At 42.6% G+C, this 15,493-nt stretch carries 11 protein-coding genes; all 11 read left to right on the top strand.

From position 1 onward, the window contains the following. Positions 1-40 precede the first annotated feature (40 nt). The 11 genes from iscA (at position 41) to ABE954_RS08220 (ending at position 15,457) form a co-directional block, all read left to right on the top strand. Positions 41-364 carry an iron-sulfur cluster assembly protein IscA gene (gene iscA, locus ABE954_RS08170; protein WP_004264913.1) on the top strand — a complete coding sequence of 108 codons (324 nt, stop codon included), beginning with the start codon at positions 41-43 and terminating at the stop codon, positions 362-364. Positions 365-444: 80 nt separating this feature from the next. Beyond that, on the top strand, positions 445-966 hold the full coding sequence (gene hscB, locus ABE954_RS08175; protein ID WP_042844640.1) for a co-chaperone HscB: 522 nt from the start codon (positions 445-447) through the stop codon (positions 964-966). Positions 967-978: 12 nt separating this feature from the next. After that, positions 979-2,829: a Fe-S protein assembly chaperone HscA gene (gene hscA, locus ABE954_RS08180; protein ID WP_166686814.1), complete on the top strand. Its 1,851-nt coding sequence runs from the start codon at positions 979-981 to the stop codon at positions 2,827-2,829. Between the two features lie 2 nt (positions 2,830-2,831). Next, positions 2,832-3,167, top strand: a complete 336-nt coding sequence (fdx, locus tag ABE954_RS08185; protein ID WP_042844637.1) for an ISC system 2Fe-2S type ferredoxin — start codon at positions 2,832-2,834, stop codon at positions 3,165-3,167. 251 nt (positions 3,168-3,418) lie between these two features. After that, a complete protein-coding gene (gene iscX, locus ABE954_RS08190; protein ID WP_004912658.1) occupies positions 3,419-3,619 on the top strand; it encodes a Fe-S cluster assembly protein IscX in 201 nt (66 codons plus the stop codon). A 173-nt stretch (positions 3,620-3,792) separates the two neighbouring features. Then, complete coding sequence (gene pepB, locus ABE954_RS08195; RefSeq protein ID WP_042844635.1) at positions 3,793-5,088, top strand: aminopeptidase PepB; 1,296 nt, start codon at positions 3,793-3,795, stop codon at positions 5,086-5,088. Between the two features lie 124 nt (positions 5,089-5,212). Beyond that, the gene (locus tag ABE954_RS08200; RefSeq protein WP_042844633.1) at positions 5,213-5,665 is read left to right on the top strand and encodes an enhanced serine sensitivity protein SseB C-terminal domain-containing protein; all 453 of its coding nucleotides are present in this window, start codon (positions 5,213-5,215) and stop codon (positions 5,663-5,665) included. 310 nt (positions 5,666-5,975) lie between these two features. After that, positions 5,976-11,015: an alpha-2-macroglobulin gene (locus ABE954_RS08205; RefSeq protein WP_048607844.1), complete on the top strand. Its 5,040-nt coding sequence runs from the start codon at positions 5,976-5,978 to the stop codon at positions 11,013-11,015. 74 nt (positions 11,016-11,089) lie between these two features. After that, positions 11,090-13,411, top strand: coding sequence for a peptidoglycan glycosyltransferase PbpC (pbpC, locus tag ABE954_RS08210; protein WP_371025847.1), 2,322 nt, complete (start codon positions 11,090-11,092; stop codon positions 13,409-13,411). 279 nt (positions 13,412-13,690) lie between these two features. Then, entirely contained in the window at positions 13,691-14,116 is a 426-nt protein-coding gene (ndk, locus tag ABE954_RS08215; RefSeq protein ID WP_042844627.1) for a nucleoside-diphosphate kinase, read from the top strand. Positions 14,117-14,275: 159 nt separating this feature from the next. Next, the gene (locus ABE954_RS08220; protein WP_042844625.1) at positions 14,276-15,457 is read left to right on the top strand and encodes a bifunctional tRNA (adenosine(37)-C2)-methyltransferase TrmG/ribosomal RNA large subunit methyltransferase RlmN; all 1,182 of its coding nucleotides are present in this window, start codon (positions 14,276-14,278) and stop codon (positions 15,455-15,457) included. Positions 15,458-15,493: the final 36 nt, after the last annotated feature.

Genomic DNA, 15,493 nt, shown 5'->3' on the forward strand with positions numbered 1-15,493 from the left:
GGTAGCATCTGCCTTATTTGTTTCTAAAGTGAGGTTTGCAATGTCTATTTCTCTTACAGAAAGTGCGGCGCAGCGAATTCAATCTTTCCTACAAAACCGAGGGAAAGGTGAAGGCTTGCGTTTAGGTGTAAGAACTTCTGGTTGTTCAGGAATGGCTTATGTCCTTGAGTTTGCTGATATAATCAATGAAGAAGACACGGTTTTTGAAGACAAAGGTGTTAAAGTTATCGTCGATGGTAAAAGCATTGTTTATCTTGATGGTACCGAGCTGGATTTTGTAAAAGAAGGCTTAAACGAAGGGTTTAAATTTAATAACCCTAACGTCAACAGTGAATGCGGATGCGGTGAAAGTTTTCACGTATAATTCCTTCATATAAGCATGATTTTCGACCGATGTTGCTAATACTGGCGGCATTGGTTACCGGTTCGAGAAACTGAGCACTTATGGATTATTTTACTCTTTTCGGGTTAACTCCCGTTTACGCTATTGATAGCGAACAGCTAACGCAGCGCTTTCAAGATTTACAGCGTCAATACCATCCTGACCGTTTTGCAACTTGTTCCGAACAGGAAAAGATGCAAGCACTTCAAAAGGCTGCAACGATTAATGCGGCTTATCAAGCCCTTCGTCACCCGCTTAAGCGCGCGGAATATATGCTTTCATTGCATGGTTTCGATATTAATAATGAACAACATACCATGCATGACACTGCATTTTTGATGGAGCAGCTTGAATTACGTGAAGAATTAGACAATATCGAAAATAATGCTGATGCACTTGAACTACTGAGCACGTTTATGAAAAACGTCAAGCAAATGCAACAAACAAGAAGTGTGTTGATGGTAACCGAACTGGATGCCATGCAGTGGGAAAAAGCCGCTGATACCGTACGTAAATTGCGTTTTCTCGATAAGCTACAGCAACAGGCTGAGCAACTCGAAGAACGGTTACTAGGCGAATTTTAAGAGAAAACGACTATGGCTTTATTACAAATCAGTGAACCGGGAATGACTGCTGCTCCACACCAACGTAAATTAGCAGCGGGGATTGACCTAGGAACCACTCACTCTTTAATTGCAACGGTACGAAGTGGTGAAGCCGCCGCATTACCTGACAACCAAGGGCGTTTTTTATTGCCTTCTATTGTGAATTATCAAGCAAATAGCAAACAAGTTGGTTGGGAAGCTAAACAACTAGCTGAGCAGGACCCGGTGAATACGGTTATTTCAGTAAAACGTATGATAGGGCGGTCATTAGCAGATATTCAAAAACGCTATCCTGATTTACCTTATCAATTGAGTGCCAGTGAAAATGGTTTACCATTTATTCAAACTGCTGCGGGCCAAGTTGACCCAATCCAAGTTTCTGCTGATATTTTAAAAACACTCGCTAAACGCGCACAAGAAACTCTCGGTGGTGAAATGGATGGCATCGTGATCACCGTTCCTGCCTATTTCGATGATGCACAGCGTCAAGGTACCAAAGATGCCGCACGTCTTGCTGGTTTACATGTGCTACGTTTACTCAATGAGCCGACGGCTGCGGCGATTGCTTATGGGTTAGACTCTGGGCAAGAAGGGGTAATAGCGGTTTATGACCTCGGCGGTGGTACATTTGATGTGTCTATCTTGCGCTTAAGTCGTGGTGTGTTTGAAGTATTAGCGACTGGTGGTGATACAGCGCTCGGCGGTGATGATTTTGACCAACTTCTTGCCGAGTGGATTGCCAATCAAGCTGGCGTTTCACTGCAAGGTGATCATCATTTAAATCGTCAATTATTGAATATTGCGACCAAAACAAAAATTGCGTTGAGTGATGCAAATACTGCGACCATTGATGTTGCTAATTGGCATGGTGAAATTCACCGTGAGCAATTTAATGCATTGATTGAAAATCATGTTAAACGGACATTGTTAGCCTGCCGTCGAGCATTGAAAGATGCGGGAGTTGAGGCAGAAGAAGTGTTGAATGTGGTGATGGTTGGGGGCTCAACGCGTGTGCCATTAGTTCGCCAGAAAGTGGGTGATTTTTTTGGAAAAGAACCACTGACCTCAATCGACCCTGACAAGGTTGTGGCCATTGGCGCGGCTATCCAAGCCGATATTCTAGTTGGGAATAAGCCTGACAGTGATATGTTATTGCTAGATGTTATTCCCCTGTCCCTTGGTTTAGAAACCATGGGGGGGCTTGTAGAAAAAGTGATTCCGCGCAATACCACTATCCCAGTCGCTCGTGCCCAAGAATTTACTACATTTAAAGATGGCCAAACGGCAATGAGCGTGCACGTAGTACAAGGTGAGCGTGAAATGGTTGCCGATTGCCGTTCATTAGCGCGTTTTACCTTGCGTGATATCCCAGCAATGGCTGCGGGGGGCGCACATATTCGGGTAACTTTCCAAGTTGACGCGGATGGGTTATTAAGTGTCAGTGCGATGGAAAAATCCACGGGTGTAGAAGCTTCTATTCAAGTTAAGCCATCTTATGGGTTAACGGATAATGAAATTTCAAGCATGATTAAAGATTCAATGTCAAACGCGCAAGATGATCTTAATGCGCGCCGCTTAGCGGAGCAAAAAGTTGAAGCGGCAAGAGTGCTTGAAAGTTTAACGAGTGCATTAGCGCAAGATGCCAATTTACTGACGCCAACAGAAGAGTCGGAAATTGATAATGCAGTCAATGAGTTAATTAAAGCGGTCGAGGGGACTGACCCGGCCGTAATTGAAAATGCCATTAAACAACTGGATAAGCAATCGCAGGATTTTGCTGCGCGTCGTATGGATAGCTCTATACGCCAAGCGCTGTCAGGCCATTCTGTGGATGAGATATAATTATGCCTAAAATAGTTTTTTTACCTCATAGTGATTTATGCCCAGACGGTGCGGTTGTTGAAGCACAAGAAGGCGAGTCTATTTTAAATGTTGCATTACGCAGTGGTATCGAACTCGAACATGCCTGTGAGAAATCCTGTGCTTGTACGACTTGCCATTGCATTGTTCGTGAAGGTTTTGATTCATTGGAAGAAAGCAGTGAGTTAGAAGACGATATGCTAGATAAAGCATGGGGCTTAGAACCTGAGAGCCGACTGAGTTGTCAGGCGCTGGTGACTGATGAAGATTTAGTGGTCGAGATTCCAAAATATACGATCAACCATGCCCGTGAACACTAATGCTCGTCATATTTCGCGCTGTCGCGGTGTTGGCTTCTTTCAAGTATTCGGGTCACATACCTGTGTATGCTCTCCGAGATACTTTCAATTGCCGCCTAGCGACAACGCGAACTATTTAGAGCATTGGACTATTTGTTAATATTTCATGCTGTCGCGGTATTGATGCTTTCAATCACAGGTAGCAGAGCGAGCGAATTATTTTGCACATTGAAGTGTAGATGAAAGCTTGATAATCAAATTAGTGAGGGAGTATGAGCTTAAAATGGTCAAATAGCCGTGAAATCGGTGAAGCATTATATGATGCATTTCCTGACGTTGATCCGAAAACCGTGCGCTTTACGGATATGCACCAGTGGATTTGCGACTTAGAAGAGTTTGATGATGACCCGCAAAAATCGAATGAGAAAATTTTAGAAGCGATTTTGTTAGTTTGGCTGGATGAATTCGAATAAGTGGTTTTTTCATCTAAAAACCGAGTGGCTATTAAGAATAGTGCTCGGTTTTTTTATTTTGCATCAGCACTATAATGATATCCCTAGTATTATTTATCAGTTAAGGTAACAGTAAGTGCGGGCAATCTATTGGGCTTTTGCTGTCCGCAAAAATAGACAAAGTGAGAAAAACGATGACAAAACAAATTATGCCAGTAATGATTTCTTGTGAGCCAGCAGCACCATGTTGGGGTGAAGGCGCATTGTTAAGCTCTAGCGATAACGGCATGACAATCCACCTGAAACACGCTGGGAAATTATGTGCTGTGCAAAGTGCTGGCCGTAAATTAGATGGGCAAGGTATTCGCAATGTTGCCTTAACCGGTGAGGGCTGGGACTTAGAAAAAAGTTGGGCATTTTGGCAAGGTTTTCGTGCACCGAAAGGGGCTAGAACTATTGAATGGCCTGTGTTACCAGAAGAAGACCGTAAAGAATTAGAAAACCGTATTCGTACTGTTGATTGGGTACGTGACGTCATTAATGCTCCGGCTGAAGAATTAGGGCCAGAGCAATTAGCAAAACGCGCTATTGACCTACTTTGCACCGTGGGCGCTCAAGATATTAGCTATCGCATTATCAAAGGTGATGACTTATTAGCTCAAGGTTATACGGGTATTCATACTGTTGGCCGTGGCTCAAGTCGCCCACCAGTATTCTTAGCTTTAGATTACAACCCAGGTGCAAACCCTAACGCGCCAGTTTTTGCAGCTCTAGTTGGTAAGGGTATTACCTTCGATTCGGGGGGCTATAGTATCAAGCCATCTGCTTCGATGAACTCAATGAAAGCGGACATGGGCGGGGCTGCCACTTTAGCAGGTTCATTGGCTCTAGCGATTTCACGCGGTTTGCAAAAACGTGTGAAAATGTTCCTGTGTATTGCAGATAACATGGTGAGTGGCAACGCATTTAAGTTAGGCGATATTATCCGTTACCGTAATGGCAAATCCGTAGAAATCATGAATACAGATGCTGAAGGGCGTTTAGTGTTAGCTGATGGCTTAATTGATGCGAGCAAAGAAAACCCGACACTGATTATTGATGCAGCAACCTTAACTGGTGCAGCAAAAATGGCAGTAGGTGGGGATTACCATTCAGTTTTAAGTTTCGATGACAAGTTAGTCGCTGATTTAATGAGTGCTTCAAATGAGGAATTTGAATTATTTTGGCGTTTACCATTAGCTGAATTTCATCGTCAGCAGCTACCGTCAGGTTTTGCTGATCTCAACAATATTGCTGCGCCATCTCATACTGCTGGGGCAAGTACAGCGGCGGCATTTTTATCCCATTTTGTTGAAAACTATCGCCAAAACTGGGTACATATTGATTGCTCGGCAACTTACCGTAAGTCTCCTGTTAGTTTATGGGCAGAAGGCGCAACAGGTATTGGTGTGAGAACACTGGCAAACTTGTTAATCAGTAAATCAAAATAACCCCCACGGGTTGACAATGGGCACGAGAAGAATACTTTTCGTGCCTATTTTTTACCTAAGCGATTTTTACCTCAATGAAAGTGCGAGTATAATCAGCAATTATTTTTAATAGCAGGGGATGGCAATGTCGCAGCAATCGAATAATAACAGTTCTATCCAAGAAACTGAGATCCAATATACTGAGTTAACCGTACCAAAAGGCTCATCACTTAAGCTAAGTGCTTTAGAAGAACAGCCACAAGCAATTGTCGATGCACTATCTGAGTTTTTTAAACAACACAAAGTCGTAAGACGTGGGTTTATAGTATCGGCAGTTGAGGATGAAGCTAGCGAAGAAAACCCAATTTTGTTGGTTGCATTGGAATTTACCGCGGGTGCTGAAAATATTGATGCAATTATTCATGATGCTGGGACATTAGCGTGTGATTTCTTAGCAGATAACGAATCGATTGATTTTTGTATCGTTAATGAACATGAAAAAGGGGTTAGTCATTTTATTACGCAGCATGTCCAGCCATTTTATCAACGCCGTTTAGGCAGTTTTCTACGAGATACTATCCCTGTCAAAAATACCTGATAAATAATATCTGAGTGGGAAAGTAGTTTTTTCTCACTCATAAATAAAAAATAGTCTTGAATAAACTTTTTTCTGCTTTCTATTGATAAACATTCCACATTCTTACGGTATTTTTTCCTAATGGTTTTTTCCGTTTTGTCTGATAGGTGTTTTTATAACACTCTGTTAAATTATATTGATGAAAGAAATAATTATTGGAAAACATCACTAATACATAAATTTAGTCATTTCCTAGTATCTAGTGGGTTTTAACTTCCTGTTAAAACCATAAAAAAACAGAAAAAATTAACTTATTAAAGGGCGGGCGGTAATGAAACAACAATCAGGTTGGGCTTCATTGGCGGGTCTAAAAACGAAAAAACGTTATCTTGCAATAGCATTAGCATCAGTCATGGCGTTAGTGGGGTGCGATAATACAGAAGACACCACTAAAAATGAGCAAAATGTGTCATCTACGGCACCAGAAAACCAAACCAAAACAGCACCTGTTGCAGAACAAAAAAAGTCAGCACCAAAGCTTTCTACTGAAGAAATGGTAAAAAAATACGCAGGGAAAGACTTAACAGTGTTGGATGCATCTGAATTACAGCTTGATGGTGCTAGCGCCATGGTGGTGACTTTTTCTGTACCATTACAAGCAGACCAAGACTTTGGTCAGTATTTAAACTTAATTGATGTGAAAACAGGTAAGCTGGATGGTGCTTGGGAACTATCTGATAACCAGATGGAATTACGTTTTCGCCATCTTCCACCTTCAAAAGAATTAAATTTATCGATTAACCCAGGTATTAAAGCGGTTAACGAACGCACACTCTCTGAGAGTTTTAATAAAAAGCTGACAACTGCCCAGATCATTCCAACCGTTGGCTTTGCGAGCAAAGGTTCTTTATTGCCAAGTAAGGTTGCTCAAGGCTTGCCAGTTATTGCATTGAATGTTGATAAAGTTGATGTGAATTTTTTCCGTGTAGACGAAAAACAACTACCGCAATTTTTGGCGAAGTGGCAATACCGCAGTAATTATGAATATTGGTATTCAGAAGAGTTTCTTGACAAAGTTGAACTGGCTTACACCGGTCGGTTTGATTTAAACCCGGATAAAAATACACGACAAACGATTTTATTGCCGTTAAAAGACATCAAAGAACTACAGCAAGATGGCGTTTATTTAGCCATCATGCAAAAAGCGGGGAGCTACAGTTACCAATTCCCAGCTACGGTATTCACATTAAGTGATATTGGAGTGTCATTACACAGCTACCAAGACCGTGTGGATATCTTCACTCAATCATTAGCGAAAGGCTCTGCAATTAAAGGCGTAGAGTTACGTATTTTGGATGACAAAGGCCAGTTAGTCACAAAAGGGACAACGGATGGAGATGGTCATGCGCAATTAGATAAATTGGCGGGTGGGAAATTATTACTGGCAACCCATGATGGGCAAACCAGTATGATTGATTTAACACAACCTGCGCTTGATTTATCGGAATTCGACATTTCAGGGCCAGAGGGCTACGCAAAGCAATTTTTCACCTTTGGACCTCGTGATTTATACCGCCCAGGCGAACTATTATTAGTCAATGGGTTATTACGTGATGGGGATGGTAATCCCGTTAAAAGCCAACCCGTCAAGGTGGACGTATTAAAAACGGATGGGCAAGTTGTAAGAAGCTTTGTTTGGCAACCGGATGAAAAGCAAAATGGCTTATATCAGTACCAATTTGAAATCCCTAAAAATGCAGAAACAGGTGGTTGGTCATTACGCTTTGATTTAGGAGATGGTTCACCGCAACGCTATTATAAATTCAATGTTGAAGATTTTATGCCTGAACGGATGGCATTAGAAATCGAAGGTAGTGATGTTCCTCGTTTAACGGATCAGTCAGTAGATTTTGATATTCAAGGGCGTTATTTATACGGTGCGCCAGCGGCAGATAACCAACTGCAAGGGCAAATTGTATTAAAAGCGGATCGCGAAGCTGTAGCTAAACTCCCCGGTTTTGAATTTGGTGCCGTCAATGAGGAAGGTTTACCGCGTAAACTGGATGAGTTTGACCTGACACTCGATAGCAATGGGGAAACGGTCATCTCAATTCCAAACAGTAATTGGAGTTCAATTCGTTCACCGATTTCAGCTGTTTTACAAGCCAGCTTATTAGAAGCGGGTGGCCGCCCAGTAACGCGCCGCGCTGAGCAGGCTATTTGGCCAGCAGACAAGCTGGTGGGTATACGCCCATTATTTGCTAAAAAAGAAATTTACGATTACCGCACTGACCGCTATGTAAAACGCCATAATGTGGATGAAAACTCATTAGCAGAATTCGAATTAGTCATGGCAGATGCGGCGGGTAATAAATTGGCTGCAGAAAACTTAACAGCTCGTTTAGTGTATGAGCGCCGTGATTATTATTGGAGTTGGTCTGAAAGTGGTGGCTGGTCATCAAATTATGATCAAAAAGATTTAGTGATGGCGAATGAAAACATCACGATAGCTAAAGATGGTACTGCAAAAGTATCATTTCCAGTGGATTGGGGTGCTTTCCGTTTAGAAGTCGTTAACCCAGAAAATAAATTGGTCACTAGCCTTCAGTTTTGGGCCGGTTACTCATGGCAAGATAACACTGGCGGCAGTGGTTCCGTTCGACCTGACCAAGTGAAGCTAAGCCTGAATAAACCAGCTTATTTACCGGGTGAAAAGGCGAAAGTGCGCATCGAATCACCAAAAGCCGGGAAAGGCTATGTATTGTTGGAGTCGAGCAACGGCCCATTATGGTGGCAAGAAATTGACGTGCCTGAAAAAGGTTTAGATATTGAAATTCCAGTCAATAAAGAGTGGGCTCGCCATGATTTATATGTCTCCGCGGTTGTCGTGCGCCCTGGGGATGATTCTAAAGAAGCAACCGTGAAACGTGCGGTAGGCGTGCTTCATCTCCCTATTGCAGATGAAAACCGTAAGATTGCATTGGCACTAAGTGCACCAAATAAAATGCGCCCAAATCAAGATTTAACGGTAAAAATCAAAGCGACAGCACAAGACGGCAAGCCATTACCTGAAAAAGTGAATGTGTTGCTATCTGCGGTTGATACGGGTGTATTAAATATCACTGATTTTAAAACGCCAGACCCATACGATGCTTTTTTTGGTCGTAAACGTTATAGCGTGGACCAATACGATGTTTATGGCCACTTGATTGAAGGGCAAGGTAAAATTGCCAACCTACGTTTTGGTGGGGATAGCGAAGACGCTGCGATAGAGCGCGGTGGGATGAAGCCACTAACCGAAGTACAAATCATTGCTGAGCAAGCAACACCTGTGACCCTAGATAAAAACGGAGAAGGGGAAGTGAGTTTGGCTATCCCTGATTTTAACGGTGAATTACGTGTGATGGCGCAAGCGTGGAATGAAAAGGATTTCGGGCACGCAGATAGTAAAGTCACGGTTGCAGCGCCTTTAGTGACACAGATGTCGATGCCACGCTTTATGGCCGGAGGCGATAAGTCTTACTTTGCCCTTGATTTGACGAATATGACTGACAACACGCAAAACGTGACGGTCAATTTCAAGGCATCAGGAATGGTGAAACTTGATGGTGCTAGTAGCCGTGAATTGCAACTTCCTAAAGGGAAACGTACAACACTAACGTTACCAGTAAAAGCTGACTATGGTTTTGGTGAGGGTGAGGTTTCTATGACCATCAATGGCATGACGATTGATGGTGAAGCCAATAAAGAATATAGCAATAGTTGGAAAGTGGGGGTACGTCCAGCACAGCCAGCTGAAACTATTTCCTTCGCGACATCGATTGAACCGGGGAATGTATGGTCGTTACCGACTAACCAAATCGCAGGCCTACAGCCGGATACGATTGAAGGGCAAGTCTTGTTAACCAGCCGTCCTCCATTAGATATTTCCCGCTATATCAGGGAATTATTTGCTTATCCATACGGCTGTTTGGAACAAACGATTAGTGGGTTATATCCATCGTTGTTCTCAACTCAAGCTGAATTGAATAAGTTAGGGATCAAAACACAAACCGATGCCGACCGCCATAAAGCGATTGAAATTGGTATTCCACACTTATTGAGTATGCAACGTAATGACGGCGGTTTCTCACTGTGGGATAGAAATGGGCGTGAAGAGTATTGGTTGACGGCCTATGCTGCAGATTTCTTAAATAAAGCCAATCAGCGCGGGTTTACCGTACCTCAAGAAGCATTAAGTAATGCTAATACGCGTTTGTTAAGTTATTTGCAAGATGGTAATCAAATCAATTACCCATATACAGAGAATCAAGCGGGAGCTCGTTTTGCGACCCAGGCCTACGCAGGTTTAGTGTTGGCATCGCAACAAAAAGCACCTTTAGGCGCATTACGTCAGCTTTATAACCAAAGTAGCCATGCTGCAAGTGGTTTACCGTTAGTTCAGCTTGGTGTTGCTTTGAATCTAATGGGCGATAAAGCACGAGGCGAAAGCGCTGTTATTGATGGGTTGAAAAAACAGCGTAGCCGTTATAGTTATGTTGGTGATTATGGTTCGGTGATCCGCGATGATGCGATGATTGTTGCGTTATTAAATGAATATAATTTAATGCCAAAATCACGCGATCAAAAATTGCAGGTTTTATCTAATAATCTGATATCTCAGCGTTACTTCTCAACTCAAGAAAGCAATGCATTGTATTTAGCAGGGCGTTTCTACTTAAATGAAAGCGAATCTCCGTGGAAAGCGACGGTCAATGGTCAGGAACCACCAATGGTTTCAGATAAACCCGTAAGTGAGTTCTTGAGCAAAGATCAGCTACAGACTGGTTATAGCATTGAAAATAGTGGCACTAACACCCTATATACGCGTTTAAATGTAGTGGGTTATCCGCAGCAGTCACCAAAACCAAGCTCAAATGTGTTAGGTATCTCTCGCAGTTACTACGACATGAAAGGTAACCGTATTTCATTAGATAGACTCAGAAGTGGTGAAATGGTGGTGGTTAAACTTGAAGTTCAAGCGTCACAAAGTGTGCCTGATGCGTTGGTGGTTGACTTACTGCCAGCAGGCTTAGAATTGGAAAACCAAAACTTAGCAAACAGCAGCGCTAACTTAAGTGAATCAGCACCAAATCTTCAAGAATTAATTGATGATATGCAACAATCACAAATCCGTCATATGGAATACCGTGATGATCGCTTTGTTGCTGCCGTTGAAGTTCAGAAATATCGGCCGACAACATTGGTGTATTTAGCGCGCGCAGTGACACCGGGTGTGTATAGCATCCCTGTGCCACAGGTTGAATCAATGTATGTACCTGAATGGCGTGCGACAGGTTATTCTGATGGCCAACTAGAAATCGTTCGTTAATTGTCACCTAAAGCCCTTATATTGGAGTTAAGATATAAGGGCTTTTTTATTTCATCATCTTGGTACATCCATCAATGAAAAAATGGTTACGTCGCACCACCTTTACACTGTTACTGTTAGTTATTTTTCTGCCATTACTATTTTTTATTGCAGACAAGATTTGGCCTTTGCCAATTAAAAAAATAGAAATGGCACGAACAGTCGTGGCGGCGGACGGAATGCCTTTATGGCGCTTTGCGGATAAAGAAGGGATTTGGCGTTTTCCTGTCCAGTTGGAAGAGGTTTCGCCGGATTTTATCGAAGCATTGTTAACCTATGAAGACCGTTATTTTTATCGTCACCCTGGGGTAAACCCGTTTTCATTAGTAAGAGCAGCGGGGCAGTTGGTGAGTTCAGGTCGTATCGTGTCCGGTGGGAGTACTATCTCCATGCAGGTTGCTAGGCTAATCGACCCTCACGAAAGAACGCTTGGCGGAAAATTAAAACAACTCTGGCGTACCGCTCAACTTGAATATCATTATTCTAAAGACGAAATTCTTGAGATGTATTTAAATCGCGCACCATACGGTGGGACGATAGAAGGTATTGGGGCTGCTAGCTGGGTCTATTTAAACAAAGCCCCTGCCAAATTAACGGCAAGTGAAGCTGCATTATTTGCGGTTTTACCTCAGGCTCCAAGCCGTTTACGACCAGACAGATACCCAGAAAGAGCGCAAGCTGCTCGTGATAAAGTGCTGGATAGGCTAGAAGAATACCAAGTATGGAGTGCGGAAAAAGTTGCTGATATTAAACAAGAACAAATTTGGTTAGCACCGCGGAAAAATCCGCATTTGGCTCCTCTATTGGCTCGACGAGTCACTAAAGACACCCAAGAACCAATTATTGAAACTACCATTGATGCCAGTTTGCAAAGGCAATTGGAAGATATGGCTATGAATTGGAAAAACCAATTACCCAAGCAAACTTCGCTGGGGATTTTGGTGGTTGATCATACTGATATGAGTGTAAAAGCCTATATTGGGTCAATCGATTTCTTAGATGATAGCCGTTTTGGTCACGTCGATATGATTAGTGCATGGCGTTCACCGGGGTCTACGCTGAAACCTTTTTTATATGGGTTAGCGATGGACGAAGGCTTAATTCACGCAGAATCACTCTTACAAGATGTTCCAAGGCGGTTTAATGATTATCGACCGGGAAATTTTGACAGTGGTTTTAATGGCCCAGTCAGTGTGAGTGATGCGCTGGTTCGTTCCTTAAATTTACCGGTAGTTCAGTTATTGGATATCTACGGTAGTAAACGTTTTACAGCGCAATTACGTAATGTTGGAACTGAGTTACGTTTCCCATTGGGAAGCGAACCTAACTTATCGTTGATCTTAGGCGGAACTGCAACTCGCATGGAAGATTTAGTCTCTGCGTATAGTGCATTTGCCCGCAAAGGTCATGTCTCACCTTTGCGGTTTAAACCGTCAGATCAAATCCGAGATAGGGTACTAATGTCACCGGGGGCGGCATGGATAGTGCGACGCATTATGGGGGGAGAAGCACGCCCAGTGCCCGATGAGAATTTATCAGGGCAATTGAATTTAGCTTGGAAAACAGGGACTAGCTATGGCTATCGTGATGCATGGGCGATAGGGGTTAATCCACGTTATACTATCGGTGTTTGGGTTGGGCGTCCTGATGCGACACCCGTGGCGGGGCAGTTGGGTTTTGCGACTGCGATTCCGATAATGAACCAAGTAAATGCCATGTTGCTGAGTAAAATATATTCATCCCATCAGCCGTTGCCAAAAGATATTAAACCCGCCAGTGTCAGCCAAGCTGTGATTTGTTGGCCGGGAGGGACATCATTATTGAAAGACGACAGTAATTGCCGTCAACGGCGGTTAAGTTGGATTTTGGATAATACCATCCCGCCAACCTTGATGGCGAGGGACCAAGAATCGTTATTAGGTTTAAGACAAAAAGTCTGGGTTAATGACAAAGGGTTACAAGTCGCAGCCGATTGCCCGAATGCGCAAGAAAAAGAAGTCCACTTATGGCCCATTACGGTAGAGTCATGGTTACCAGCAAGTGAGAAACGAGTTAATCGTTTACCAAAAGTAGACCTAACTTGCCCACCCCTCAAATTGGAAATGCCACCCTTATTAATTTCAGGCGTGCGAGATAGCGAAGTTTTACAACGTTTACCCGGAAAAACGAGCTTGGATTTACGTCTCGTCACTCAAGGTGGGCAGGGTGAAAAATGGTGGTTCCTAAATGGCGAGCAAGTTAACACGACAGAGCAAAATGGTTCAATTTTGCTGACACTTGATAAAGCAGGGAGCTACCAAGTTTCTGTATTAGATCTAAGCGGTCAAGTGGCGGCAATTAACTTTAGAGTTCGATAATAGTTGAAAAACGTGACTTACCCGAAAAAATAGTGTTTTTTGCTATAAAAAGTTTAACAAAATGTTGATGTGACTGTAGGAAATTGTAATCAGAGCCCCTATAATCATCGCCTTATTTTTCTTTTTCCTAGGTGTGCTTAATTTTAAAGCCTAAAAACCTAATATCAGAAATAGAAATAATATAAAAAACTACAACATGCCCCTATTTCACGTTCTTGAATCCTAACTTACAGGGAAGAGCAAAGAATAAAGGCCTAATAAATCGCTAAGAGGTTATTTATGACTGTTCAACGTACATTTTCTATTATTAAACCAAACGCTGTGAAGAAAAACGTCATCGGTGCTATCTACAACCGTTTCGAAAGCGCAGGTTTTTCTATCGTTGCTGCTAAAATGATGCATTTAACTCGTGAGCAAGCTGAAGGCTTCTACGCTGAACACAAAGGTCGTCCTTTCTTTGAAGGTCTGGTTGAATTTATGACTTCAGGCCCAATCATGCTGCAAGTGTTAGAAGGCGAAAATGCAATTCAACGTCACCGTGACCTGATGGGCGCAACTAACCCAGATAACGCATTAGCGGGGACTTTACGTGCAGACTACGCTGACAGCTTCACTGAAAACGCAACTCACGGTTCAGACTCTGAAGAATCTGCTGCACGTGAAATCGCGTATTTCTTCACTGCTGACGAAATTTGCCCACGCTAATACACTTTACATAATGCATTAGCATTATTGTTGTAAAGTTTGTACAATGCGACGCCCTGCTATTATTAGCGGGGCGATTATCTTTTTAAGACTGCAAAATTACGTCGTGCTATAATAAATGTTAGCACTGCCGAAAGTGTAATAACGAGGCAATACATCATGTCTGATATGACGACAGCTGCACAATGTGCAACTTCTTCCGCTATTTCTGTCACACCAGAAAAAACGAACCCAAAAACGAATTTACTTGATTTAAATCGCAAACAGATGCGTGAATTTTTTGCTCAGATGGGTGAGAAACCTTTCCGTGCGGATCAGGTCATGAAGTGGATTTATCACTATTGCTATGATGATTTCGATCAAATGACCGATATTAATAAAGTCCTGAGAGCAAAACTGAAAGAAGTCGCGGAAATCCGTGCTCCTGAAGTATCTGAGGAACAACGTTCATCTGATGGCACCATTAAATGGGCGATAAAAGTAGGAGATCAGTTGGTTGAGACGGTTTATATCCCAGAAGCAGACCGTGCAACGTTGTGTGTTTCTTCACAAGTTGGTTGTGCGCTGGAATGTAAATTTTGTTCTACGGCACAGCAAGGGTTCAACCGTAACTTGCGTGTTTCAGAAATCATTGGTCAAGTATGGCGAGCGGCGAAAATTATTGGTTCGTTGAAATCCAGTGGTCGTCGTCCAATCACTAACGTTGTTATGATGGGAATGGGCGAGCCATTACTGAATCTGAACAATGTGGTCCCAGCCATGGAAATTATGTTAGATGATTTCGGTTTTGGTTTATCTAAGCGCCGAGTTACGATTTCAACATCGGGTGTTGTACCTGCTTTGGATAAACTAGGCGATATGATAGATGTTGCCTTAGCCATCTCATTACATGCTCCGACAGACGATATTCGTGATGATATTGTTCCAATTAATAAGAAATATAACATTGAAACATTCCTCAACAGTGTAAACCGCTATTTAACAAAATCGAATGCAAATGCTGGGCGGGTTACGGTTGAGTATGTGATGTTAGATCACGTTAATGACAGTGTTGAACAAGCACATCAACTGGCGGAATGTTTAAAAAACACACCAAGTAAAATCAACTTGATCCCATGGAACCCATTCCCTGGTGCACCATATGGTCGCAGCTCAAATAGCCGGATAGACCGTTTCTCTAAGGTGCTGATGGAATATGGTTTTACAACGATAGTCCGTAAGACTCGTGGTGATGATATTGACGCAGCATGTGGCCAGTTAGCGGGTGATGTGATCGATAGGACAAAAAGGACTTTGAAAAAACGTATAGCAGGGGAACCTATCAAGGTAAAAACAGTCTGATTTATAGATATTATCTAATCAGTGAGTTAGGTTATG

This window comes from Providencia sp. TYF-12, from assembly GCF_041344805.1.
Taxonomy (GTDB): domain Bacteria; phylum Pseudomonadota; class Gammaproteobacteria; order Enterobacterales; family Enterobacteriaceae; genus Providencia; species Providencia huashanensis.

What these genes read in the sequence shown, in the direction of transcription:
- iscX (WP_004912658.1), top strand. Translation starts at nt 3,419, where the DNA reads ATGAGCTTAAAATGGTCAAATAGCCGTGAAATCGGTGAAGCATTATAT.
- ndk (WP_042844627.1), top strand. Translation starts at nt 13,691, where the DNA reads ATGACTGTTCAACGTACATTTTCTATTATTAAACCAAACGCTGTGAAG.
- ABE954_RS08220 (WP_042844625.1), top strand. Translation starts at nt 14,276, where the DNA reads ATGTCTGATATGACGACAGCTGCACAATGTGCAACTTCTTCCGCTATT.
- pbpC (WP_371025847.1), top strand. Translation starts at nt 11,090, where the DNA reads ATGAAAAAATGGTTACGTCGCACCACCTTTACACTGTTACTGTTAGTT.
- fdx (WP_042844637.1), top strand. Translation starts at nt 2,832, where the DNA reads ATGCCTAAAATAGTTTTTTTACCTCATAGTGATTTATGCCCAGACGGT.
- hscB (WP_042844640.1), top strand. Translation starts at nt 445, where the DNA reads ATGGATTATTTTACTCTTTTCGGGTTAACTCCCGTTTACGCTATTGAT.
- ABE954_RS08200 (WP_042844633.1), top strand. Translation starts at nt 5,213, where the DNA reads ATGTCGCAGCAATCGAATAATAACAGTTCTATCCAAGAAACTGAGATC.
- hscA (WP_166686814.1), top strand. Translation starts at nt 979, where the DNA reads ATGGCTTTATTACAAATCAGTGAACCGGGAATGACTGCTGCTCCACAC.
- iscA (WP_004264913.1), top strand. Translation starts at nt 41, where the DNA reads ATGTCTATTTCTCTTACAGAAAGTGCGGCGCAGCGAATTCAATCTTTC.
- ABE954_RS08205 (WP_048607844.1), top strand. Translation starts at nt 5,976, where the DNA reads ATGAAACAACAATCAGGTTGGGCTTCATTGGCGGGTCTAAAAACGAAA.
- pepB (WP_042844635.1), top strand. Translation starts at nt 3,793, where the DNA reads ATGACAAAACAAATTATGCCAGTAATGATTTCTTGTGAGCCAGCAGCA.